The 24,627-nt window shown below is 40.1% G+C and carries 16 protein-coding genes and 1 other annotated feature; of the genes, 15 read left to right on the top strand and 1 reads right to left on the bottom strand.

Annotated features, from left to right (window positions below):
• Window positions 1-9 precede the first annotated feature (9 nt).
• Together phnE and T501_RS11895 are read left to right on the top strand one after the other, a co-directional pair.
• Window positions 10-819, top strand: coding sequence for a phosphonate ABC transporter, permease protein PhnE (phnE, locus tag T501_RS11890; protein ID WP_026510510.1), 810 nt, complete (start codon window positions 10-12; stop codon window positions 817-819).
• Window positions 820-875: 56 nt separating this feature from the next.
• Window positions 876-2,519: a bifunctional metallophosphatase/5'-nucleotidase gene (locus T501_RS11895; RefSeq protein ID WP_044915026.1), complete on the top strand. Its 1,644-nt coding sequence runs from the start codon at window positions 876-878 to the stop codon at window positions 2,517-2,519.
• A 10-nt stretch (window positions 2,520-2,529) separates the two neighbouring features.
• Here the strand turns inward: T501_RS11895 and T501_RS20305 are convergent, their stop codons facing one another.
• A complete protein-coding gene (locus T501_RS20305) occupies window positions 2,530-3,717 on the bottom strand; it encodes an acyltransferase family protein (protein WP_050008286.1) in 1,188 nt (395 codons plus the stop codon).
• A gap of 259 nt (window positions 3,718-3,976) precedes the next feature.
• On the opposite strand from T501_RS20305, the gene T501_RS11905 reads away from it, so the two are divergent.
• From T501_RS11905 to T501_RS11965, 13 genes are all read left to right on the top strand, one after another.
• Window positions 3,977-5,035, top strand: coding sequence for an FIST signal transduction protein (locus tag T501_RS11905; protein ID WP_044915027.1), 1,059 nt, complete (start codon window positions 3,977-3,979; stop codon window positions 5,033-5,035).
• Window positions 5,036-5,086: 51 nt separating this feature from the next.
• Window positions 5,087-6,052: a methyl-accepting chemotaxis protein gene (locus T501_RS11910; protein WP_044915028.1), complete on the top strand. Its 966-nt coding sequence runs from the start codon at window positions 5,087-5,089 to the stop codon at window positions 6,050-6,052.
• Window positions 6,053-6,181: 129 nt separating this feature from the next.
• Window positions 6,182-8,353 carry an HD domain-containing phosphohydrolase gene (locus T501_RS11915; protein ID WP_242845522.1) on the top strand — a complete coding sequence of 724 codons (2,172 nt, stop codon included), beginning with the start codon at window positions 6,182-6,184 and terminating at the stop codon, window positions 8,351-8,353.
• Between the two features lie 77 nt (window positions 8,354-8,430).
• Complete coding sequence (locus T501_RS11920) at window positions 8,431-12,699, top strand: hybrid sensor histidine kinase/response regulator (RefSeq protein ID WP_155994847.1); 4,269 nt, start codon at window positions 8,431-8,433, stop codon at window positions 12,697-12,699.
• A gap of 102 nt (window positions 12,700-12,801) precedes the next feature.
• Complete coding sequence (locus T501_RS11925; RefSeq protein WP_044915029.1) at window positions 12,802-13,560, top strand: response regulator; 759 nt, start codon at window positions 12,802-12,804, stop codon at window positions 13,558-13,560.
• 25 nt (window positions 13,561-13,585) lie between these two features.
• A complete protein-coding gene (locus tag T501_RS11930) occupies window positions 13,586-15,979 on the top strand; it encodes an HD-GYP domain-containing protein (protein ID WP_044915030.1) in 2,394 nt (797 codons plus the stop codon).
• Window positions 15,980-16,098: 119 nt separating this feature from the next.
• Window positions 16,099-16,346 (top strand) — a binding site (T-box leader).
• Window positions 16,347-16,585: 239 nt separating this feature from the next.
• Window positions 16,586-17,620 (top strand): anthranilate phosphoribosyltransferase, encoded by a 1,035-nt coding sequence (trpD, locus tag T501_RS11935; protein ID WP_026510516.1) that lies wholly within the window; start codon window positions 16,586-16,588, stop codon window positions 17,618-17,620.
• A 142-nt stretch (window positions 17,621-17,762) separates the two neighbouring features.
• Window positions 17,763-18,542: an indole-3-glycerol phosphate synthase TrpC gene (gene trpC / locus T501_RS11940; protein WP_044915031.1), complete on the top strand. Its 780-nt coding sequence runs from the start codon at window positions 17,763-17,765 to the stop codon at window positions 18,540-18,542.
• A 255-nt stretch (window positions 18,543-18,797) separates the two neighbouring features.
• Window positions 18,798-19,445, top strand: a complete 648-nt coding sequence (locus T501_RS11945; RefSeq protein ID WP_044915032.1) for a phosphoribosylanthranilate isomerase — start codon at window positions 18,798-18,800, stop codon at window positions 19,443-19,445.
• Entirely contained in the window at window positions 19,442-20,632 is a 1,191-nt protein-coding gene (gene trpB, locus T501_RS11950; protein ID WP_026510519.1) for a tryptophan synthase subunit beta, read from the top strand. Before T501_RS11945 ends, trpB begins: the two co-directional genes overlap by 4 nt.
• Window positions 20,625-21,395, top strand: a complete 771-nt coding sequence (gene trpA, locus T501_RS11955) for a tryptophan synthase subunit alpha (protein ID WP_026510520.1) — start codon at window positions 20,625-20,627, stop codon at window positions 21,393-21,395. Before trpB ends, trpA begins: the two co-directional genes overlap by 8 nt.
• A 590-nt stretch (window positions 21,396-21,985) precedes the next feature.
• A complete protein-coding gene (locus T501_RS11960) occupies window positions 21,986-23,608 on the top strand; it encodes an anthranilate synthase component I family protein (protein WP_044915033.1) in 1,623 nt (540 codons plus the stop codon).
• Between the two features lie 2 nt (window positions 23,609-23,610).
• The gene (locus T501_RS11965; RefSeq protein ID WP_044915034.1) at window positions 23,611-24,330 is read left to right on the top strand and encodes an anthranilate synthase component II; all 720 of its coding nucleotides are present in this window, start codon (window positions 23,611-23,613) and stop codon (window positions 24,328-24,330) included.
• The last annotated feature ends 297 nt before the right edge of the window (window positions 24,331-24,627 follow it).

Here is a 24,627-nt window from a genome sequence, read left to right on the forward strand (position 1 = left end):
GATGGGATTATGAACAATAGAATTTTAGAAGCATATGAAAAACGCCCCAAGGATTGGATGTATAATCTTGCCATCGGAATTATCTTTGTGGGACTCATGGTATGGAGCGGAAGTGCTGTTGAAACAGCAGGTACTACACAGGATGGTGGACAGATAGCCCTTAACGTACTTCTGGGAATTTTTCAACCTGACCTGTCATTTCTTTTTGACTTCACCACTCAGGGCGTTCCGTATCTGATGCTTGAAACAATATGTATAGCTTTTCTGGGAACAATTGTAGGTGCTATCCTTTCAATTCCTCTTGCGTTTATTTCAGCATCAAACCTTACACCTAAGCCAATTGCCTTTGCAGGAAGAATGATTATCATGGCAGTGAGAACTGTGCCTGCTTTTGTATATGGTCTTATGTTCATAAGAGTTACAGGACCCGGAGCTTTTGCAGGTCTTTTGACAATGGGTGTATGTTCTGTGGGAATGATAAGTAAGATGTACATCGAAGCTATAGAGGATATTGATACGCATGTTATCGAGGCACTTGACGCATCAGGCTTTAATATGTGGCAGAAGATCCGCTTTGGAATACTTCCTCAGCTGCTTCCTAACTTTGCATCAACAGCAATTTACAGATTTGATATAAATATGAGAGATGCTACCATCCTTGGTATGGTTGGTGCCGGAGGCTTTGGTGCGCCTCTTATCTTTGCTATGAACGCTTATCGCTGGAATGAAGCAGGAGCAATACTTGCAGGACTTATCATACTTATTCTGATAATCGAGTATATTTCTACAAGAATCAGATTAAAACTTACAAGAGGTTAAAAATATTCAGATATGACTCCCCCGCTGCTTGCAGTGGGGGATTTGAGGATTTAGAAATGAAAATTGTTTTCACATCAGACACGCACGGTCATGTATTCCCAATAAACTATTCGACAAATAAAGAAGAAAATTCTGGTCTGTTTTATATTGCAGCTCAGATAAAAGATAAGGTGGATGGCAATACTCTTTTAATTGACGGAGGTGACAGCCTTCAGGGAACACCGCTGTTATCGTATTATCTTAGTAACCGCGACAGCTATGATTTTAATCCTATGGCAGAGGGTTTTAACGCCATGGGATTACAGTACTACACCTTGGGCAATCATGATTTTAATTTTGGCTATGATGCGATTCTGGATTATACCAAAGCTATGAAAGCGGAGCTTATCTGTGCGAATGTCGAGGACCTGCGCGGAGAGCTTGGAATTAAAAAGCATGCTATTCATGTACTTGAGGATGGAACGAGAGTAGGAATAACAGGTGCAGTTACAGGTTATGTAAATGTCTGGGAGCAGGAGAAAAACCTGACAGAGTTAAAGATTACAGATCCTGTGGAAGCTCTAAAAGCCGAGCTTGATATCATAAGGGATAAATCAGATATAACAGTCTGCATATATCATGGCGGCTTTGAAGAGGACTTAAATACAGGCAATAAGCTTTCTGAGACAGAGGAAAATCAGGCATGCAAAATAGCCAGAGAGCTTGACTTTGATATTCTACTGACAGGACATCAGCACATGGCTGTTGAAGGAACTATGGTTAATAAATCCTATGGTGTTCAGCCTCCGGCAAATGGTATGAAGTACTGTGTGCTGGATATACAAAAGTATAACGATGCAGAGGATAAGAAGGCAGCAGGTAATCAGGCAGAAGGCAGCCTGCAAATGGAAAATCCTACAGCTCAAATGTCAGAGTCTAAGAATTCAACCCATAAGGGCTGGCAGGTTGAATCAAAGCTTATACCTGTAGAGAAGGCGGGTGAAGCATATGATGAGATACTTAAGGCTCATTCATTTATGGAATCAATGAATCTGCAGCTTCAGACCTGGCTTGATGAGCCCATAGGATGTCTTGAAAGTGAGATTGCTCCGGAGGATAAACTTCAGGCAGCATTATACGGAAGTAAAGTGGCTTCGATTTTCAATCAGGTGCAATTGGAGCTTACAGGAGCAGATTTTTCCTGTACAAGTCTTGCAAATGATCCGCTTGGTCTACATAAAGAGATCACGGTTAGAGATGTCCTTGGTATATATCAGTTTGCAAATACTGAGGAGGTCAAAGAGGTTACGGGAGCTGTCTTAAGGATGGCGCTTGAGAGATGTGCTGAATATTTTGAGATTGACGAAAATACAAATGAAGTAAGAATCTCCGATGTATTTTTAAAACCCAAGGTTGAGCATTACAACTATGACTTCTATGCAGGCTTGTGGTATGAATTTGACCTGACAAAGCCTGTGGGAGAAAGAGTTGTTACTTTGAAAAAGCTTGATGGAACCGACATCATTGATGACGAAAAGTATACTCTTGTTACCAGTAACTACAGAGCAACGGGAACAGGCGGATATGAATGTATAGGAGCCTGCAGGACAATTCGCACTTATCCTGAGGAAATGCCCGACCTTGTCATTGATTTTGTAAGAAGAAACAGCCCTGTAGGCGAGATCATAAATAACAGATTCAGATGCATTTTGCCTGAATAAAACTAAAACCTTAGTTTTTCCGAAATACAGGTATTTGCTTCAGTAATGAGTACCTGAAAACAAAAGAAAACAGAATAGTTCCGACTGTGAACATAATAAGGCAGACTATCCAGTGGAATCTCAGATATAGCTTGTAATGAATAATAATATTCAGAAAAAGCCAGTGATAGAGGTACATTCCATAGGACAGGTCTGTCTTTTTTATCATATAGGAAATTCCGTTGGATTTCCTATATGATAAAAAGCGCTCCGCTATGGATGCGCACTCGCGTGATAGGAATATGTTGCCTTCAGCAACCGCGCTCGGCGCGAGAATGTCGCAAGCGACATTCTTTCTTGTATAGCCTTTGAGAGTAGAATCATTTTTTATTGGTTTAATGATAAAGGCTGCAAGGATTGTAAGGCACGCGGTACTTATCCCCGTGATGATTCCTGTGTAGTAGCCTATATTCAAAATACCGCTTATTCTAAAAAAGCAGTGAAGTATCAGGAGGGCGATAAATGCTTTTGTTCTCCATTCTTTTTCATGTAATTTGAAGGTCTGAAAGAAAACTCCTACAAAGAACCAGATAGCATAAGGAAGGAAAAAGCGTTCGATCAGTTTTGCAATAGTATCCCCTGCGCTGCTCTGAATAAAGTAAAAAAATATATTTGAAGCAGCAAGAACGCAGGATAATGCTGCATACAAATAAAAATTCCGCTTTTCTCTGGTCAGCTTTTTAAAGAGAAAAACAATAATATAGAGCTGTAACAGTACCGTTATATACCATAGCGGACCGTTGATGCTTCCTGTACCGAATTTCTTAAAGCAGGATGGGGTACTTGCAAAGCCTACCCCTTGTGTAAGCAGCCATTTGAAGATTGAACTGTCAAATTTTTTGGGAATTATCAAATAGAACACACCCAGATAGATTAGCATGCTAAGCCAAAGGTCGGGATAAAGTCTGAAAAAACGCTTTTTGATAAATGTTTTAGCGTCATATCCGGAACGTTCTAAAGATGCAGAAATAAGAAAACCACTTATGGCGAACATTATAACTGTGGGCTGAAAAAAATCCACTATTGATCTCAGGATACCAAGTTCACCTGCATATTCAGGAAGATTGCCCTGTACGTGACCTGTAAAATGAAGATACATCACACAGAAAGCAGCATAATATCTAAGAAATCCAAATGCATTTTCACTTCGATTATTCATGGTAACTGTCAGATTATCCTCCCGGTCAGATAGTTTTCAATGACTTTCCGAACATATTGAGGAAAAAAGCGTTCAAGAAATTCAATGTTCTATAAATCAGATTAATTTTATCATATTTGGAAATAGTAATTTATGAAATTTTAAGAGATTTTTTAATTAAATATAGTTTTTACATAATTGTATACCCTCATGATTGAATGGTATCATGATTAATACAGAGTTTAACTGATTTTTTCTAAAAAAGTAGGAGAAATGCATTATGAAAATGTATAAAGGAAAAAATTCATCGGCAAATGTAGCTGATGCAATTAAAGGTCTTTCAAATCCCCAACTCATAATTTTCACAAGTGATGCTGATCACTTCGATGCAAATGTTGCAGAGATTGAAAAGCGTTTTCCCGGAGTGCCCAGTATTGGTTGTATAGGTATGGGGTATGATTCTACGATCCAGGAAAAAGGAGTTAACATTACTGCATTCACTGAAGGAGTTAAGGTAAAGACAGGTGTTCTTGAGACTGTTTCTTCCATGCCTGCACGTCATATTAAAAGAATCGAGCAGGATATTGAGGATATCAAGCCCGGAAAAGAGAATACCGCAATCATTGATTTTTGTACAGGAAATGATGCAGCGGTACTTACAACATTAAGAAGACTTGTAGATAAGTTTAACCTCCAGGTAATGGGGGCTACAGGTGATGCAGGAAAAGCCTCTGTAAATGGTAAAATCTATGAGGATGCTATGGTTTACGCTGTCATTAAAAATGAGGGCGGCCGCGTTAAGACTTATAAAGAAAATATTTACGAACCCAAAGATAATAGACAGCTTATAGCATCCAAGACTGATAAGGCTAAATATTTTCTGGGTGAGCTGAACGGCAGATCTGCTAAGCAGGTTTATATGGATCTCACCGGTGCAAGAACTGACAAGGAAATAATGGACCAGACTTTCCAGAATCCTCTTGGAAAGATGGTAGGTAATGATGTTTGTATCTGCTCAGTAAAGGATGTGTCAGGAAGCGGACTTATTCTTTACAGACAGATTAATGACTCAGATATTCTCACACTTCTCGAAATGCGCGATCCGATGGAAGTTGCGCAGCATACTATAGATAAGATCAGGAATGATTTTTCAAGGATTTCCGGCATTTATTCTGTCAATTGTATATTCAGATATCTGGTACTCTCAGGAAGAGGAGAAATGGATACATATCTTGGTAAAATAGCTCAGCTTGGAACATCCTGCGGACTTATCGGATTTGGAGAGCATTATAACACTCAATTTGTTAATCAGACGATGACATGTGTTGTTTTTGAATAACAGTGGTCTTAGCCAGATAAACATTTGTTTAAAGATGAGAGGGAGATAGCAATGCTTACAGATATTTTTAAGAAAAAGACGGAACCGGCTGAAGCTCAGAGCAATGAGCCTTCTAAAGAAGCTTTTGATGCAGAAAAAAGGGAAGCCCTTATTTATATTGCTGATTCTGTGAAGACATTTCAGAAGGAGCTGGTAAGAAATGAGGTATCCTCGCTTACAGAAATCCATGATATGGGCGAGGCAGTGGAAAATGTTATCAGCAGTAATACACAGCTTAGAAATGAAATGGATGCTTTTAATGAAATGTTTGCGGCTGTAAACGAAAGCGCTGGAAAATTCCAGGATGTTAAGGTGAATATCCTCAACAGTGTTCAGAATGCCCAGAATAAAGTGTCAGAGCTTAAGGATTCTTCAAATGAAGTCCGTGCAAGCTTTGATGAGATGACCCAAGGGTTTGAGAACTTTAAGAGTGCAGTTGATCAGATATCCGATTACATGAAAAAAATCATCGGTATCGCTACCCAGACAAACCTCCTTGCACTTAACGCATCAATCGAAGCTGCAAGAGCAGGTGCTGCGGGAAAAGGTTTTGCGGTTGTTGCTACAGAGGTAAGAGAACTGGCAGATGAAATCAAGGTGATGATCAGCCAGGTAAATGCTTCTATTGACGCAGCAGGGCAGGAGAGTGAGAAATTATCTCTGAGCATGCAGAATTCCATAGCAGCAATGGATCGAAGCATCCAGGAGGTTGATGAGACAAATGCAACATTTGATGAGATCATAGAAAGTGCTAACGGAGCGAATGTAGTTCAGCAGGAAATTGCTGATACTGCAGATGCGGCTTCTGATGAACTTGGAAGAATCGGCAACAGCTTCACTGATATCAATAATAAATATGATGCACTCGTTAACCAGCTTGAAAGAGTTAATTCGCTCGGTACGACAAAGAGTAGTGTTTTCGAGCACATCGATAATCTGGTATCTCAGATTGAGCCTATTGTAAAAGATAGAAAATAAAAATAAAAAGGAAAGCCTATTTTGACATTAAATAGACAACATATATGCGAAAATGTATTATAATGTCCAAGGGGTTCGGTTAATTCAGAACAGCCTTGGACATTTTGCGCTATTCGGAGGTAACTGGTATTGAAGTTTAAATTGACTAGGATAAAACTATCTGATATCAGGACAATGTGTTTTGAAAAAATTGGCATTCCGGTATATGTTATAGCCGGCGCTCTGCTCAATATCATCATTGCCTTTATAATGAATGTTTTTAAGCTGCCGCTTTATTTTGATACCATAGGTACTGTGGCAGTGTCTGTTCTTTGCGGAATTTATCCGGGAATTGTTACTGCAGTACTTACGAATGTGGTGTGTATGCTGTTTAATCCCACGGCAATCTACTACATGATAATAAACGTAATGATAGCGCAGATTGCCTCATTATATTCATATAAAATGAGGCAACAGAAAAAAATGAATTTCTTCGTATTTGTATTCGCTGTATCGTTTGCCGCCGGTATCGTCGGAATGGCATTACAGTGGATTCTTCTTGGTGAGCCTCAGTTTGTGGAAGTTGTCGAGATGGCTGCGTTTATCAATGAGCAGCTTGGAATCAATTATGTTTTTTGCACCTTTGTCATAAATTTGCTGCTTAATATATTGGATAAATCCGTAACTATTTTTATTGCGCTGTCTATTGTGAAAATAATTCCTGAAAGTTACAGAGAGGCAGCGTTTGAAGGTGGATGGAGACAAAAGCCGCTTTCTGTTGAAGAAAGAGAAAAAATAAAGAGAGAAAATATTCGAAACAGAAAATCCCTCCAGAGAAAAATAACCACCATGCTTGTAGTAGATTCATTTGCTATTGCTGTCATCATGGGGATCACAGGCTTAAGACTCTATTATTCAAATCTTAAAAGCGAGTACAGAACCAATGTTAAAAATGCCGCAAAACTCGCATCAGAGGTGGTAAATGCCGATTCTATAAACTGGTATCTGAACAGTGGTAAAAAACCTATAGAATATAATAATTCAGAATATAATAAGACGAATAAGCTTCTTTCTTCAATCAGGGATACTGTTCCCGGAATAGAATATGTCTACATATACCAGATAAAAGAAGATGGATGCTACATAGTATTTCATACAAATGAAACATTTCAGACGGAAATGTATATAGGAGAAGTTATCCCCTTCGACAAATCATTTGATCCATATCTTCCGGCACTTCTTGCAGGAGAAAAAATTGATAACTTTGAAAGAGCTGATGTATTCGGCTTTATTATTACTGCCTATGAACCGATTTTTGATTCCAAGGGCAAATGTGTTGGATATGCCGGAGCAGATATATCAGAGTCCTATATCGGTGATTATATGAGGGTATTTACTTTAAGAGTTATTCTTATTTTCTCAGGATTTTTCATACTTATCCTGGGATATGGTCTATGGATGACAGGCTTTAATCTCATATATCCCATTAATTCAATGGCGTCATGCCTGGATAACTTTATCGAAGATAATACTAATCAGGAAAAGCTTGATGAAAATGTAAAGAATATCAAATCCCTCAATATACGAACTGGTGATGATGTTGAAAAACTATACAGGTCAATATGTCATATGGCTTCAGCCACTGCAGAACAGATGAGAGATATCAGGCACTATGCAGATGCCAACGCAAAAATGCAGAACGGTCTTATTATCACTATGGCGGATATGGTTGAAAACAGGGATTCTGAAACAGGAGCGCACAGCCAAAAAATCGCTGCATATGTTAAAATAATACTTGAAGGATTAAAGAGAAAAGGATATTACGCATCAAAGCTTACTCCTAAGTATATTGGAGACGTGGTTACATCAGCTCCTTTGCACGATGTAGGTAAGATAAATATACCGGATGCCATATTGAACAAACCCGGAAAGCTTACTCCGGAGGAATTTGAGATAATGAAGACTCATACCACAGCGGGTAAGCAGATAATGGAGCATGCCATAAGCACAGTAAGCGGTGAGAACTATTTGAAGGAAGCCAGAAACATGGCTGCTTATCATCATGAGAGATGGGATGGAAAGGGATATCCCGAGGGACTTCATGGTGAAGTTATTCCGTTGTCAGCCCGAATAATGTCTGTTGCGGACGTGTTTGATGCTCTTGTATCAAAGAGAGTTTATAAGCCGGCATTTCCGCTTGAACAGGCCATAGAGATTTTGAAGGAGGGCGCAGGAACTCAGTTTGATCCCAAATGCGTTGAAGTCTTTTTGGAATCCATGGATGAGGTAAAAGAGGTACTTATCCAATATCAGAATTTGTAAATACTGTATTTTCGGGAATCAATAGTTTCTGATATTCTGAGCACAATTTTAATAACCGGAGGATGAATACTTAAAGTATGAAGGGCAGAAGTTTAAAGCAAATATCCGGAATAGCTATGATGACAGCTCTTATTTCACTTATAACGGCAGGGCTGGTGGGGGATTTTTGTGCCCATGCCGCAACAGGTGAAGATTTAATCCAGAGAATGGCAGATAATGAAGATGTCAGGACCGGAGGTGGATATGCTGCATCAGGTCAGATCAATGATGTCGGTTTTACCACTGTTCTTTATGATGCAAAAAACGGACTTCCCACATCTGACGCTAATTCTATATATTCAGCCAGTGATGGATACATATGGGTAGGTGGCTACAGCGGAGTATTCAAATACGACGGAGAGTCTTTCGCCAGACTTGATTCATCCGGAGGACTTACCAACGGTAAGGTTTTTTACGAAGATCACAAGCATAGAATGTGGATTGGAACCAATGATAATGGAATTGTGATCATAAACAATGATGAAAATATAAGGATTACTTATGAAGACGGGCTTCCGTCATCGTCCATCAGAGGATTTGGGGAAAGTAAAGATGGAAAAATGTGGATTGGCACCGCAAATGGTGTTGTATATGTTGATGAGGACGACTACAAGGTTTATGAGATTGATGATGACAGGCTCAGGAATCAATATATTATAAGACTTTCTGCAGATGCAGAGGGTAAGGTTTACGGAAACACCAGAAGCGGCGATGCCTTTTGTATTGCAGGCGGGGAGGTCAGTGAATATATAACCGGAGCAGATATAGGAGTAGATGCTATCACAACCATCTATGCCGATCCTGATAAACCCGGATATGTATATATAGGTGGGAACGGGGATAAGATTTATCACGGTCCTTTTGGAAAAAAGAAAACCAGATATTATGAGATTTCAGTTTACCCATTGTCCGGAGGTGTTGTGTGGATTACTTCTGCCTGCGACAGAATTTGGGTCAGTTCCAGTTATGCTCTTGGCTATATTGATGAAAATAAGAAGTTTCACACTTTAGACGGAATTCCAATCGATAATTCAATTGAAATGATTACTGATGATTATCAGGGCAATATTTGGGTTACATCTTCCAGACAGGGTGTAATGAAGATAGTAAGCAGTAATTTCAGAAATCTTACCAATATTTCAGGTGAGCCGGAGGAGGTTGTAAATACGACCTGCCTTTGGAATGATAATCTGTACATCGGAACGGACAATGGATTACAGATAATTGATGACCAGGAACAGATCGTACACAATGAACTGACTGATTTTTTTGGTGAAACCAGAATCAGATGCATTGTTAAAGATAATAAAGATTACCTTTGGATATGCGCTTATGACAATAAAAAGGGTCTTATCTGCGTAGCTCCCAATGGAGTGATAAAGAGCTATACAGAAGGTACGGGACTTATCAGTAATGAAGTCCGCTGTGCAACTGTTGCCAAGAACGGTTCAATACTGGTGGGAACGAATGGCGGAGTCTCTGTTGTAAAAGATGGAAGGGTTGCAAGAAGCTACGGAGAAGAAGACGGGCTTGAAAATACAGTCATTCTTACAATAGAGGATGGCGGAGACGGCATTATATATGCCGGTACTGACGGCAATGGAATTTATGAGATCAACAAGCATGAGATTAAGAAGATCAGCAGAGCAGAGGGTCTTACCAGTGATGTTATTCTTCGCATAAAATATGATGAAAAGCGGGATATCTACTGGATAGTAACATCCAATTCGATTGAATATATGAAAAACGGAAAGATAGTTAATGTAGAATCTTTCCCCTATAACAATAACTTTGATATTTATTTTGATGATAATGATAATTTGTGGGTTTTATCATCCTATGGTGTATTTTGTGTAAGAGCGCAGGATATGCTTAATGATGATGTAAAGGATTACAGATTAAGCACAGTGGCAAACGGCCTTCCCAGTGTCCCTACAGGGAATTCCTTCAGCTATATGACTGAGACCGGAACCATATTTATTTCAGGGCGCACAGGTGTATCAAGTGTTAATGTAAATCATTACTTTGAGCAGTCTTCAAAGATAAAGATAGGAATAAGAAGCGTTCAGAGTAATGGCGAGACAATATATCCAAATGAGAACGGTGAGTACATTCTGCCTGCAGAATTCGGGCGAATTCAGATAAGCCCGGCAATCCTGGATTATTCTATGACTAATCCCACGGTACACATGTATCTTGAGGGAAATGAAGACAGTGGAATCACATCTACCCAAGACAGAATGTCTGCTCTTGAGTACACAAGGCTAAGATATGGTAATTATAATCTGCATGTACAGATAATCGATCCTTCAAATGGTGATGTTTATCAGGATGAGATTTTTAAGATAATAAAAAGGCCTCACTTTTTTGAGCTGACCATAATAAGAATACTGTTTGGACTTGTTGTTGCAGCTGTTGTCGGACTTACAGTATGGAGAATTATGTCCGGTACTGTTATCAGGAAGCAGTATGAGCAGATAAGGGCTGCAAAGGATGAGGCAGAGAGGGCAAATCTTGCAAAATCAAGATTCCTTGCCAATATTTCCCATGAGCTCAGAACACCTATCAACACGATAGTCGGCATGTCAGAGATGATAATGCGTGAGGATCCGACAGACGTTCCCAAGCCATATTTCCTGTCAATGATCAACTATTCCTACGATATTCAGAATGCCACCGAAGCACTCATGAATCTGATAAATGATCTTCTTGATATATCTAAGATAGAATCAGGAAAAATGCACCTTGTTGAGACAGAATATGATACTATTGAATTATTAAGATCTGTAGTTACAATGATCAGAGTCCGCAGTGGACAGAAGGATCTTTCATTTGAAGTTAAGATTGATGAACAGCTTCCCAAAAAGCTGTATGGTGATTCCGGTAAAATTAAGCAGATAATTCTTAATCTGCTTACTAATGCTGTAAAATACACAGAAGAGGGCGGATTCACTTTAAAAGTTTCAATTGCAGAGATGACAGAGGATAAGTGTAGTATTCGTGTGTCTGTCAAAGATACCGGCATAGGTGTTAAAGCAGAGGATGTGGATAAGCTTTTCACAGCCTATGAAAGACTCGATGAGGAAAAGAACAGTGCCATTCAGGGAACCGGTCTTGGACTTGATATTTCAAGAAGGTTTGCCGAGCTCATGGAGGGTCATTTGTGGTGCGAGAGTGAATACGGAGTAGGTTCCGAATTTATATTCACTTTTTCACAGAAAATCGTCGACAGAGAGGGCATTGGCAAATTCATAGAGCACGATGAAAAGGCTGCAAGAGGACCTTATGTTCCGAAGTTTGTAGCTCCTGATGCAGAGGTTCTGGTTGTGGATGATAATCCCATGAACCTGAACGTAATAAAGAATCTTCTTAAGGCTACAAGGATGTTCGTCACAACTGCAGCAAGTGGAGAAGAGTGTCTTGAAAAGATAAAGTATGGAAACTTCAATATCGTTCTTCTTGATCACATGATGCCGGGAATGGATGGTATTGAAACGCTTCAGGAAATCAGAAAGACACATCCTGATCTTCCGGTTTACGCACTTACTGCCAATGCGGCAGCAGGCGGTGAAGCTTTCTATAAATCGAAGGGCTTTGATGGATATCTTGCAAAGCCTGTAGATACGGAAGAACTTGAGAAAGCCATAATGAAGCATCTTCCTTCGGAAATAATGATGGAACCTGTTGTGAAACCGGTTGAGGAGAAAGAGGTATTTCCTGAGGATAAATACTGGTTAAATGATGTAGAAGGAATTTCGGCATTATACGGAATCAAGAACTCCGGCGGAATTACGTCGTTTATTAATTCAATTACGCTGTTTTATGATACTATAGATAGTAATTCAGAAGTTATTGAGAAAGCATATAATACAGGGGATATAAAGCTTTACACTGTAAAAGTGCATGCTTTGAAGAGTTCGTGCAGGATAGTGGGAGCTATGGAATTATCCTCCCTTGCTGAACAGCTTGAGGAAGCGGGAAATAAAGGGAATATTGCCTTTATTGATGCCAATACCGGAAAGCTTTTGCATGATTACCGCGCATATAAAGATAAGCTGGCAAGGCTTCAAGGCGAAGATGCTTTTGCAAACAGTGTAGAAAAAGAGCCCATACCGGATGATGAGCTTGAAGGTGCTTATGAAGCCCTTAAAGAATTGATTCCTCAGATGGATTATGACAGCATAGAGATGGTTCTTGGAGAGCTTAAGAACTATAAGCTAAAGGACGAGGATGCAGAAAAAATAGGGAAGCTTGAGAAGCTTCTTAAAACCTTTAGTTGGGATGAAATGGAAAAACTGATACAATAAATATATAAAGATTATCCTTGGCATAAGGGATAAATGCAAGCGCGGTATCTGTATACTGGCAGAGTTTATCAGGTAGAACCTGGTTTTTTATGAGGAGATATTATGACTAAGAAGCGCATAATGGTTATAGGGGAGAAAGAAACCTTCCTTGTAAAAGTGCTTATACAAAAAATTAAAGATGCTGAGATGGACTGTATCTTTAAAAAATGGGACATCAACAGTATAAATGAGGGCTGGGAGGGTACAGACCTTGTTACAGCCTACATGACTGATGGTGACAGGCCAAGTGAGGATGTTCTGCGTTTTTTGATCGATAAGCTGACAGATGAAGGAAAGCAGATCATTCCAATAGGCGAGCGGAGCGACATAAAGTATATTGAAGACCATGTGCCGGCTGACCTTGTTTTCAAGTCATTTGTCCGTCCCATTGATAATGTGGAGTTTGTGTCAACAGTTAATGATCTTTTCAGTAAGGCTGCTCTTGGGGAACTGAGAAAGAGCATATTGGTTGTTGATGATGATGCAAGCTATCTTGGACTTGTGAGGGAGTGGCTGAGAGAAAAGTACAAGGTTTCCATGGCAAGCTCGGGGGTACAGGCTATCAAGTGGCTTGGTAAAAACAAGCCGGATCTCATTCTGCTTGATCATGAGATGCCTATAACTACAGGACCTCAGGTGCTTGAAATGCTCAGAAGCGATGAGGAGACAAAGCATATTCCTGTTATGTTTCTTACCGGAAAAAGTGATAAGGAAAGCGTTATGGCTGTTATGGCACTTAAGCCTGAGGGCTATTTCCTGAAGACAATAGCAAAGCAGGAGCTTTTGGATAAGCTTGAGGAGTTTTTTATATTGCATAGATAAATATTGACTAGTTGGGGGCTTTTTAATGTTTGAATTTGTAAGGGTGCACCAGTTGAACTTAATGCTGTTCCTTGCTGGAATGTGCGGTATAACTGCGTTTTATGCACTTCTGTCAAAAACGCTGCCGGCAAAGAGAAAGATATATATTATATATCTTGAGTTGGATGGAATGATTCTTATGCTTGCCGACAGGTTTGCTTATATTTTTCGAGGGGATGAATCTACACTGGGATATTGGATGGTCAGGATAACCAATTTTCTGGTATTCTTTATTTCTCTTTCAGTAATTCATGCATTTAATCTGCTATTTGCAGACATACTTCGTGAAAAAGGTAATCTGGGTAGGGTGCCGATGGAGCTTCGGTTTGTGGAGATTTTTATTTCCATTGGTGAATTGCTGCTTATTGTATCCCAGTTTACAGGCCTTTATTACACCTTTGATGAGACAAACCATTATAAGAGAGAACCGGGACTTTTTGTCTGCTATGCATGTACACTGCTTTCTCTCGGATTTCAGCTCATATGTATAATAAAGTACCGTAAAAATTTAAGGCGAAGACTCAGATTTGGATTTCTGGCATTTACTATTGCCCCGATAATATCCACTATTGCCCAGATTTTTCTATATGGGCTTTCTCTCACAAATATTACTATTGTGATCATTTTGCTGATCATATATACCTTCACGTTGATAGATATCAATGAAACAGCTGAGCTTGCAACTCAGAGTGAGATTGATTATCTGAAAAAAGAGAGTGTTAGCATAAAGAGGCTTTTCGAGCAAACCGCCAGCGCTCTGGCAACCGCGATTGATGCCAAGGACAGTCACACGCACGGACACTCTGCCAGAGTTGCGGATTATGCCAGAAGAATTGCAGTAGAGCAGGGAAAGACAGAAAAAGAATGCGATGAGATCTATTATGCGGCACTTCTTCATGATGTAGGAAAAATAGGAATTCCGGATGATATTATAGCTAAAAGCAGCAGACTTACAGACGAGGAATACGAAGAGGTTCAACAGCATGTAAGTATAGGTGAGGAGATTTTATCAAGTATTACGGAGTTCCCTTACCTTAGTATTGCGGCTAAATATCATCATGAAAGATATGATGGAACAGGTTATCCTGATAAGCTTGCAGGAGAAAACATACCTGAGATTGCGAGAATAATCTCTGTAGCGGACGCATATGATGTTATGACTTCCAAGAGAAAATACAGGGATGCGGGACCGCAGGAAAAGGTCAGAGAAGAAATCATAAAAGGTACAGGAACTCAGTTTGATCCTGTTTTTGCAAATACAATGCTTCACCTGATAGATATGGATTACACCTATGAAATGAAGGAGAGAACAGAAACCATAGGCCTTGCGGGAAATAAGGACCTTCATCCTGCGGAGTACAGGAGCAAAATCTCAGACGGAATAATTGTTGATCAGACACCGGTGAAAATTCATATATCCTGTAAACCGGATGAAGATACAGAAAATGAATTTCATATACCCGCTTTGGTCCTCTATGATTCACTGGATGGAAAGATATACTACCAGCCGGATAAGATTGAAGATTTAAGCTATCTGGAATTTGGCGAGTTATGGTTTGACGGAAATAAAATCTGCAGCGGTGCAAGAGATATTCAGGTAAAGACAGAATACTCTGACAGGGAAAAATATAACGCACTGATAAAGAGTAAAGATGTTATTGAATATGACATTGAGGCTGTAAAAATAAGAGATCACGCAAAGATAGTTATTAGCAGTAAATTTCTCAAGGTGGAAGCTATAATTGCTCTTCCGGACGCTGTAAGATACATGTATGCTGCACTTACAGGTGAGTATTGTTATATTTATAATATTTCGGTTGACAAGGCGAAAAAGCCTGTGCCCAATGATTATATACCCAGAATTGCTGAGGAGATCAGCTATATCGACAGGCTTGAAGGGGATGTTCCGAATATTCAGATTGAAGGATATCACTTTGCCAAAACTGATGGTGTGCCTGTCAGGGATGGTATGAGAATTGAATTCCATACAATGTGCCTTCCAACAGCCAGACTTATCTGGCATTGCCCTCACATAATTTTATTCTATTCAGACGATAAAAAGGTGGATGGAAAAAATTACAGGGAATTTGCTCTCATAAGACTTGATGGTGAGTACTGGGATTCCAAGGGTCACTCTGAGAACAAGATGATCACAAACTTTACAGAGAACTTCGAATCCTGGGATGCCTGGAAGGAACTCAATAAAAAAGGCTATAACTGCGAGCTGGAATTCAAGCGATTTGGAAGCAGAGTCACGCTTACCACCGAAAACGGGGGAATAGCCATAAAGAACATTACGAATATCCCTGCGGATGTCAAAGATATGTATGTATCACTTTCCGGAGACCAGGTGGCTCTCACAGAGATAAGATATTTGTAAGCTAAATTATTCTTGTGCAATTGATTTATTTTAATTTCTTTACTAACAAAATTAATCAATTTTGCATAATTGATTGACAAGCGGACTTATTGGAAGTAAACTTTTAAACAACTTAATACTTTAAACCGATGAAGCGGAGATAACGGCAGTGATGCCTTCACAGAGAGTCCGGGGTGGTGAGAGCCGGGTAAGAAACAAGTTGTCAAATGGACCGCTGAGGGAACGATACAAAGGGATTTTACCGAGTATATCGTTACGTAGGGCATACGTCAGTTGCCGGGGATATGTTGGTATCCTGATAAGCGCATAGCTACAAACTATGAATTCAAGGTGGCACCGCGGATATAGTATATTATTCGTCCTTGACAGAAGTGTAATTCTGTCAGGGGCGTTTTTTTCGTGTAAAGCAGAGCCATGCAACCAAAATTACTTGAATGCTTGCAGCAAATGTAATGTTGGTTATATGGCGAGCAACACGAATGAGAAAAACTGCGAAGCGTTTTTCGAATTTGTGTCTGCTTCACACAAAAGGGCAGATAAAAGAACAGTCAGACAGAATTAGCAATGCATAGTAGAAAATAAAAGTCACAGCGAGGAGGAAGTACAATGATCAAGGAAGCAATCGTAAAAATCGTAAACAAAGAGGATCTCACATACAATGAGGCTTATGCAGTTATGAATGAGATAATGGGCGGTGAGACAACTCCCACACAGAATGCTGCATTTTTATCAGCTCTTTCAACAAAGAGTGCAAGGGCAGAGACAACAGAGGAGATTGCAGGTTGTGCAGCAGCCATGAGAGATCATGCAACAAAGGTTGACACTGGCATGGATGTGTTCGAAATCGTCGGCACAGGCGGAGATAACGCCCACAGCTTCAATATCTCAACTACTTCAGCTCTCGTGGCTGCAGCAGGCGGAATGAAGGTTGCAAAGCACGGCAACAGGGCAGCATCTTCAAACTGTGGAACAGCTGACTGTCTTGAGGCTCTTGGAGTGAATATTCAGCAAAGTCCTGAAAAATGCATAGAGCTTCTTGAAGAAGTAGGAATGTGTTTCTTCTTTGCTCAGAAGTATCACACCTCAATGAAATATGTAGGTGCCATCAGAAAAGAGCTTGGCTTCAGAACAGTTTTCAATATCCTTGGACCTCTCACAAATCCCGGTTCACCTACAATGCAGCTCCTTGGTGTATATGATGAATATCTTGTTGAGCCACTTGCACAGGTTCTTATCAATCTCGGTGTAAAGAGAGGCATGGTGGTGTATGGCATGGATAAGCTGGATGAGATTTCTATGAGCGCACCGACTAAGATCTGTGAGATCAAGGACGGATGGTATAAATGCTACACAATCACACCTGAGGAATTCGGTTTTGAGAGATGCACAAAGGATGATTTAAAGGGTGGTTCACCTGAAGAGAATGCTGAGATTACAAGAAAAATCCTGGGCGGAGAAAAAGGACACAAGAGAAACGCTGTTTTATTGAATGCAGGCGCATCACTTTACATCGGAGGCAAGGCTGACAGCTTCAAGGATGGAATAGAGCTGGCTGCTGAAATCATTGATTCAGGAAAGGCTTTGGATACACTTGAAAAGCTTATCGAGGTAAGTAACCGCGAGGCTGAGATGACAGCCTGATTCTGCAGGGTAGTGATAATAAGTTATTAAAAAATTGGAATGACCTATGATAAACGACATCAGGACTTCTCACATAAAGGTGATCCGCCTGATGTCGAGTTACCGCAAGTGATAACACTTAGGCCGAATGGATGAAAAATATATGACAATTTTAGATGAACTCTCTGAATATGCAAAAGTAAGAGTAGAAAAAGCAAAACAGAATAAATCATTAGAGGATCTTAGATTTGAGGCAGAAGCACTTCCAAAAGGCGATTTTTCATTTGAGAAGGCGCTGAGAAAAGAAGGAATGTCCTTTATCTGTGAATGTAAGAAGGCATCGCCCTCAAAGGGAATTATCGCTGAGAATTTTCCATATCTGGATATTGCGCTGGATTATGAAAAGGCAGGTGCTGACTGCATCTCGGTTCTCACAGAACCCAAGTGGTTTCTGGGAGATGACAGATACCTTAAGGAGATAGCAGACAACGTAAAGATTCCCTGCCTCAGAAAAGACTTTACAGTTGATGAATACATGATCTACGAGGCAAAGGTGCTGGGAGCTTCAGCCGTTCTTCTTATCTGCAGCATTCTCGATGCAGAGCAGATGAGTGAGTACATACAAATCTGTGATGAACTTGGTTTATCAGCCCTTGTGGAAGCCCATGATGAAGCTGAAATAGAGATGGGACTTGATGCAGGTGCAAGAATAATCGGTGTTAACAACAGAAATCTGAAGGACTTTTCAGTGGACACCTCAAACAGCATGAGATTTACACAGATGATTCCCAAGGATGTTATCTATGTATCAGAGAGTGGAATCAGAAATGCAGAAGATGTGAGAATCCTAAGGGAAAACGGAGTGTCCGCAGTACTTGTAGGAGAAGCACTCATGAGGGCTTTTGACAGGAAGAAGGCTCTTTTGGAGCTTAAGGGCATCTAAACAATTTCTTGAATGCAGAGTAGAATGCCATTTTCAAAAATAAAGCAATTGGTATGGCATGGTTTTGGAATTTCATAGATTATTGAATTTCTTCAGAAATTCGATAATCGTATTGGACCAGTTCCTTGCGAAGCAAGGGGCGTGTCTGGCGAAGCCAGATTTCCGAACGATTTTCCTTGTTATCGTTCGGAAAGTCATAATATTAAAAAATTCATTTGACAGGTAAATGGATTTTGAATTTGCAGGAAAAACAAAATGACAAAAATAAAATTTTGCGGACTTAGAAGAGAGCAGGATATTACAATTTCAAATGAGCTCAGGCCTGATTATATAGGCTTTGTTTTCTGGGAAAAAAGTAAGAGGTATGTGACTTTTGAAGAGGCAAAAGGACTAAAACAAAAGCTGGACAAAAGCATAAAAGCGGTTGGTGTTTTTGTGGATGAAGAGCCTGAGGTAGTTGCAGAAATAGCAAATAATAAGACTATCGATATCATTCAGCTCCACGGACATGAGGATGAAGAGTATATAGAAAAGCTCCGCAAAATGACTGATGCCAAAATTATAAAAGCCTTTCAAATCAGAAATGTGAAGGGTATCGAATCCGGTGGTGGAAATGGTGAGAATAAGAAAATTGATAGGAAAATTGAACAGATCAATAATTCCTCTGCAGATATGGTTCTAATCGATTCCGGCCAGGGAACAGGGAAAGCCTTCAATTGGGAGATTTTGCAAAAAGTAACCCGTCCGTATTTTCTTGCAGGCGGAATAAATATTGAAAATATCGAAGAAGCAATACAGATATCTCCTTTTGCCATCGATGTCAGTTCTGGAATTGAAACAGGTGGCGTAAAGAATGAGGAGAAAATGAAAAAAATCGTAGCAGCTAAAAGGAGTAAACAATGACAGTATCAAAGGGAAGATTCGGAGTCCACGGTGGACAGTATATACCTGAAACTCTTATGAATGCAGTGATAGAGCTTGAGAAAGCCTATGATCATTATAAGAATGATCCAGAGTTTAATGCAGAGCTATCAGAACTGTTAAATGAGTATGCAGGAAGACCATCAAGACTTTACTATGCAAAAAAAATGACTAAAGATCTTGGCGGGGCAAAGATTTATCTAAAGCGTGAGGACTTAAATCATACCGGTTCCCATAAGATTAATAATGTTTTGGGTCAGGCACTTCTTGCAAAGAAGATGGGAAAAACCAGACTTATAGCTGAAACCGGTGCAGGACAGCACGGCGTTGCTACAGCAACCGCAGCAGCCCTTATGGGAATGGAATGTGTTGTTTTCATGGGAAAAGAGGACACAGAGAGACAGGCACTTAATGTCTACAGAATGCGCCTTCTTGGAGCTGAAGTAATACCTGTTACTTCAGGAACAGCAACCCTTAAGGATGCAGTATCAGAGGCTATGAGAGAGTGGACAACGAGAATTGATGATACTCATTATTGTCTTGGCTCCGTAATGGGACCTCATCCTTTTCCTACAATAGTCCGCGATTTTCAGTCAGTAATCTCAAAGGAAATCAAACAGCAGATTCTTGAAAAGGAAGGCAGACTTCCAAGCGCTGTTATTGCATGTGTAGGCGGCGGATCAAACGCCATCGGAAGCTTTTACAACTTTATCGAGGACGAGGGAGTAAGACTCATAGGCTGCGAAGCAGCAGGCCGCGGAATAGACACATTTGAGACAGCTGCAACAATAAATACCGGAAAGCTTGGGATTTTCCACGGAATGAAATCATATTTCTGCCAGGATGAATACGGACAGATAGCACCTGTTTACTCCATATCTGCAGGGCTTGATTACCCCGGAGTAGGTCCGGAACATGCTCATCTTCATGACATCGGAAGAGCGGAGTATGTACCTGTTACAGATGATGAAGCAGTTAATGCATTTGAATATTTATCCAAGACTGAGGGCATAATTCCTGCGATCGAGTCATCACACGCAGTAGCTCATGCGATTAAAATAGCACCGACAATGAGTAAGGACGACATAATTGTAATTACTATCTCAGGAAGAGGCGATAAGGACTGTGCAGCAATTGCCAGATACAGAGGGGAGGATATCCATGAGTAAAATAGCAGAGGCATTTAGCAACAAAAAGGCGTTCATACCATTTATAACCTGTGGTGATCCGGACCTTAACACAACCAGGAAAATCATAGGAGAGCTTGTGAAAAACGGAGCAGACCTTATTGAGCTTGGCATCCCTTTTTCAGATCCTACAGCCGAAGGTCCTGTGATTCAGGGCGCAAATATCAGAGCTTTGAAAAATGGAATAACTACTGACGACATTTTTGAGATGGTAAAGGAAGTCAGAAAAGATGTCACAATTCCAATGGTGTTTATGACCTATGCTAATGTGATCTTTTCCTATGGCATGGACAGATTCTTTGAGAAATGCAAGGAAATTGGGATGGATGGCGTTATTCTACCTGACGTTCCCTATGAAGAGAAGGAAGAATTTGAAGTCACAGCTTCTCAGTATGGAATTGATTTTATTTCAATGGTGGCACCTACCTCAGAGGAGAGAATTGCAACCATAGCTAAAGATGCAAAGGGTTTTATTTACATAGTTTCAAGTCTTGGCGTAACAGGAACAAGAACCAAAATAAACAGTAATGTAAAGGGACTTGTTGAAAAGATAAGAAAAGCTACTGATGTTCCCTGCGCAGTGGGCTTTGGAATCTCCACTCCTGAACAGGCATCAGAAATGGCAAGTATCTCTGACGGTGCAATCGTTGGGTCAGCAATTGTCCGAATTATTGAACAGTATGGAAAAGACGCACCAGCTCACGTTGGACAGTTTGTTAACAATATGAAGAGTGCGTATGCTTGATATTCTTTAGTGTAACAAGAGGAATAAAGACAATCTTTAGTGTAACAAGAGAAATAAAGACATTTTTTGATATAGCAATTGGAATAAAGTTTTTTTGTGTTGGCGTTGAAGGAGTCCCAATGTGACATTTACCGATTAAGACTCCCTTCGCGGGTACATCGTTACGATCTGTAATCAGTCAGGGCGCGAAGAAATTTGAAATAGACTGTGAGGATTGTAATAGAGTTTAGGGTAAGGATGAGTCCTTGAAGAAGAATGATACATTAGTGACTGACTATAAAATAACACATTTATATCAGCATTCAGTCTCATAAGACAATAACACTATAACAGACTGATCACTGACAGTATTTTTTTCTCGAAGAGGGAGTCTAATAAAAACAGGTACGCGAATAGACTGCATGGCAGGCATAAGTAAAAGGCCGCAGAGGGAGTCTATGGAAAGCAAGTACGCGAATAGACTGTATGGCAGGCATAAGTAAAAGGCCGCAGAGGGAGTCTATGGAACACAAAGTACACAAATAGACTGCATGGCAGGCCGAAATATTAGTCTGCAAGAATCGAAGATTTAATGCCGAGGAGTAACTACTATGGGGATATTACCTGAATTTAAAGACATACAGAAAATAGCTGCTAATGGGAAATACAATGTGATACCGGTCAGCTGTGAAATACTATCGGACTTCATTACACCTATAGAAGCCATGCGTATTTTAAAGAAAAAATCAGATCACGTTTATATGCTTGAATCTGCTCAGGCAAATGAATACTGGGGAAGATACACTTTCCTTGGATTTGAACCCAAAATGGATATAACTTGCATGGATGGGGTAATTAAGATAACGGATATAAATGGTGATACGAAAGAGATAAAAGGAGATCCTTCCGAATGTCTGCGCAGCATTTTGACAGAATATAAGAGTCCTAAGTTTTCATATCTTCCTACATTTACAGGAGGTATGGTTGGATATTTTTCCTATGATTACCTCGGTTACACAGAGCCTAGTGTCAGATGCAATGTTGAGGACAACGAAGGCTTTATGGACATGGACCTGATGCTGTTTGACAAGGTTATCGCCTTTGATAACACAAAGCAGAAAATAATTCTTATAGTAAACATGAAACTTGAGTCAGCTCAAAGCAGTGTAGAAGATGATAAAGATGTTGATGCTAATTGTAAGAAGTCTAAAGAAGAAATTGAAAGTGAAAATTGCCAGAATGTAGTAGATAAAACTGGTAATGCAAATGGTGCAAATTGCAATAATGCTATAGATGAAGCTGATAACGTAAATTTAGCAAATTACAAGAAAGCGATTGATGAGCTTAAAGAACTTTCTGATCTTTTACACAATGGGGAGAAGGACAGTGCACCAGCCGCAAAACTTCTTGAACCCATGAAGCCACTTTTTGAAAAAGAGCAGTACTGCCAGATGGTTGAGAAGGCAAAAAGGCACATATTTGAAGGCGATATTTTCCAGATAGTTTTATCTAATCGCTTTTCAGCGCCTTTTGAGGGAAGCCTCTTTGAAACTTACAGAGCACTGAGAACCATAAATCCATCACCATACATGTTCTATTTTTCAGGAACAGAGATGGAGGTAGCGGGGGCTTCACCAGAGACGCTGGTAAAGCTTGAAAATGGTGTGCTTCATACTTTTCCTTTGGCAGGCACACGTCCAAGAGGGGCGACGGAAGAAGAGGACAAGAGACTTGAAAAAGAGCTCCTTGCCGATGAAAAGGAGCTGGCAGAGCACAACATGCTTGTGGACCTTGGAAGAAATGATCTCGGAAAAATAAGTAAATTTGGAAGCGTTCAGGTTGAGAAGCTTCATTCAATTGAGAGGTATTCTCATGTTATGCATATCGGCTCAACCGTAAGAGGCGAGATTCGTGACGATAAGGATGCACTTGATGCCATATCTTCAGTTCTTCCTGCTGGAACTCTTTCAGGTGCTCCAAAGATTCGTGCATGCCAGATAATCGGCGAGCTTGAAAATAATAAGCGAGGCATCTATGGCGGAGCAATAGGCTACATAGACTTTACAGGCAACATGGACACCTGCATTGCCATAAGAATTGTTTATAAGAAAAACGGAAAAGTCTTTGTAAGAAGTGGTGCAGGAATTGTTGCAGACTCTGTTCCAGAGAAGGAATTTGAGGAATGCATGAATAAGGCAAGAGCTGCCATGAAAGCACTGGATGGAGAGGAATAATTATGATTTTACTTGTAGATAATTATGATAGCTTTTCCTATAATCTCTATCAGCTTATTGGGGAGATTATAACTGAGAAGCCAGGGACTGATGCTGTAAATGAGGCTGCAATTAAAGTGGATACTTCTGAAAATGAAGGTAAAGAAAATGATTTAGTATGCAAGGATGCATCTGACGTTGATATAAAAAAGAAAGATCCAAGTGGTGCAGCTAACAGAGAGATTAAGGTCATCAGAAATGATGAGCTTACGGTAGAAGAAATTGAGAAACTAGCACCTGAAAGAATTATTCTATCTCCCGGGCCCGGAAGACCTGAGGATGCCGGAGTATGTATTGATATTGTGAAGAAGCTTGGAAACAAGATTCCGATTTTGGGAGTCTGCCTTGGACATCAGGCTATCTGTGCAGCCCATGGTGCAACCGTAACCTATGCAAAACAGCTTATGCACGGCAAACAGTCAGATACAAAGCTTGATACATCCTGTCTCTTATTTAAGGATTGTCCTGAAATCACTCCTGTTGCAAGATATCACTCACTTGCTGCTGATGAGAGCACACTTCCGGAAGAACTCGCCGTAACCGCCAGCACCACAGAGGGCGAAGTAATGGCAGTAAAGCACATCAAGCATCCAATCTACGGTGTGCAATTCCATCCAGAATCAATCATGACTCCGGATGGAAAGAAGATGCTAAGAAATTTCATAGAAGCACTATCTGCGTGATGTACTTTAAAAGGCTATTAGAAGCAAAGTTGTTGCTTTTAATGGCTTTTTTCTTTTAAGTAGATATTTTTGCGGGAAATTAGCTATAATGCTGAAGAAAAAATATAGTAGATGGAGTCAATAAAGGACAAGTATGCGAATAGACTGACAGGTGAGCTATAGGAAATCGCCGCAGAGGGAGTCACAAATATTACAAGTATGCAAATGGACTGACAGGTAACCACAATGAAGTTCCCGCAGAGGGAGTCACAAATATAACAAGTACGCGAATAGACTGACAGGTGAGCCATAGAAAGC

It is taken from the genome of Butyrivibrio sp. WCE2006 (genome assembly GCF_000701985.1).
Taxonomy (GTDB): domain Bacteria; phylum Bacillota; class Clostridia; order Lachnospirales; family Lachnospiraceae; genus Butyrivibrio.

Excerpts from the sequence above, each read along its gene's own strand:
- phnE (WP_026510510.1), top strand. The coding sequence starts at position 10 with ATGAACAATAGAATTTTAGAAGCATATGAAAAACGCCCCAAGGATTGG.
- T501_RS11895 (WP_044915026.1), top strand. The coding sequence starts at position 876 with ATGAAAATTGTTTTCACATCAGACACGCACGGTCATGTATTCCCAATA.
- T501_RS20305 (WP_050008286.1), bottom strand. The coding sequence starts at position 3,717 with ATGAATAATCGAAGTGAAAATGCATTTGGATTTCTTAGATATTATGCT.
- T501_RS11905 (WP_044915027.1), top strand. The coding sequence starts at position 3,977 with ATGAAAATGTATAAAGGAAAAAATTCATCGGCAAATGTAGCTGATGCA.
- T501_RS11910 (WP_044915028.1), top strand. The coding sequence starts at position 5,087 with ATGCTTACAGATATTTTTAAGAAAAAGACGGAACCGGCTGAAGCTCAG.
- T501_RS11920 (WP_155994847.1), top strand. The coding sequence starts at position 8,431 with ATGAAGGGCAGAAGTTTAAAGCAAATATCCGGAATAGCTATGATGACA.
- T501_RS11925 (WP_044915029.1), top strand. The coding sequence starts at position 12,802 with ATGACTAAGAAGCGCATAATGGTTATAGGGGAGAAAGAAACCTTCCTT.
- T501_RS11930 (WP_044915030.1), top strand. The coding sequence starts at position 13,586 with ATGTTTGAATTTGTAAGGGTGCACCAGTTGAACTTAATGCTGTTCCTT.
- trpD (WP_026510516.1), top strand. The coding sequence starts at position 16,586 with ATGATCAAGGAAGCAATCGTAAAAATCGTAAACAAAGAGGATCTCACA.
- trpC (WP_044915031.1), top strand. The coding sequence starts at position 17,763 with ATGACAATTTTAGATGAACTCTCTGAATATGCAAAAGTAAGAGTAGAA.
- T501_RS11945 (WP_044915032.1), top strand. The coding sequence starts at position 18,798 with ATGACAAAAATAAAATTTTGCGGACTTAGAAGAGAGCAGGATATTACA.
- trpB (WP_026510519.1), top strand. The coding sequence starts at position 19,442 with ATGACAGTATCAAAGGGAAGATTCGGAGTCCACGGTGGACAGTATATA.
- trpA (WP_026510520.1), top strand. The coding sequence starts at position 20,625 with ATGAGTAAAATAGCAGAGGCATTTAGCAACAAAAAGGCGTTCATACCA.
- T501_RS11960 (WP_044915033.1), top strand. The coding sequence starts at position 21,986 with ATGGGGATATTACCTGAATTTAAAGACATACAGAAAATAGCTGCTAAT.
- T501_RS11965 (WP_044915034.1), top strand. The coding sequence starts at position 23,611 with ATGATTTTACTTGTAGATAATTATGATAGCTTTTCCTATAATCTCTAT.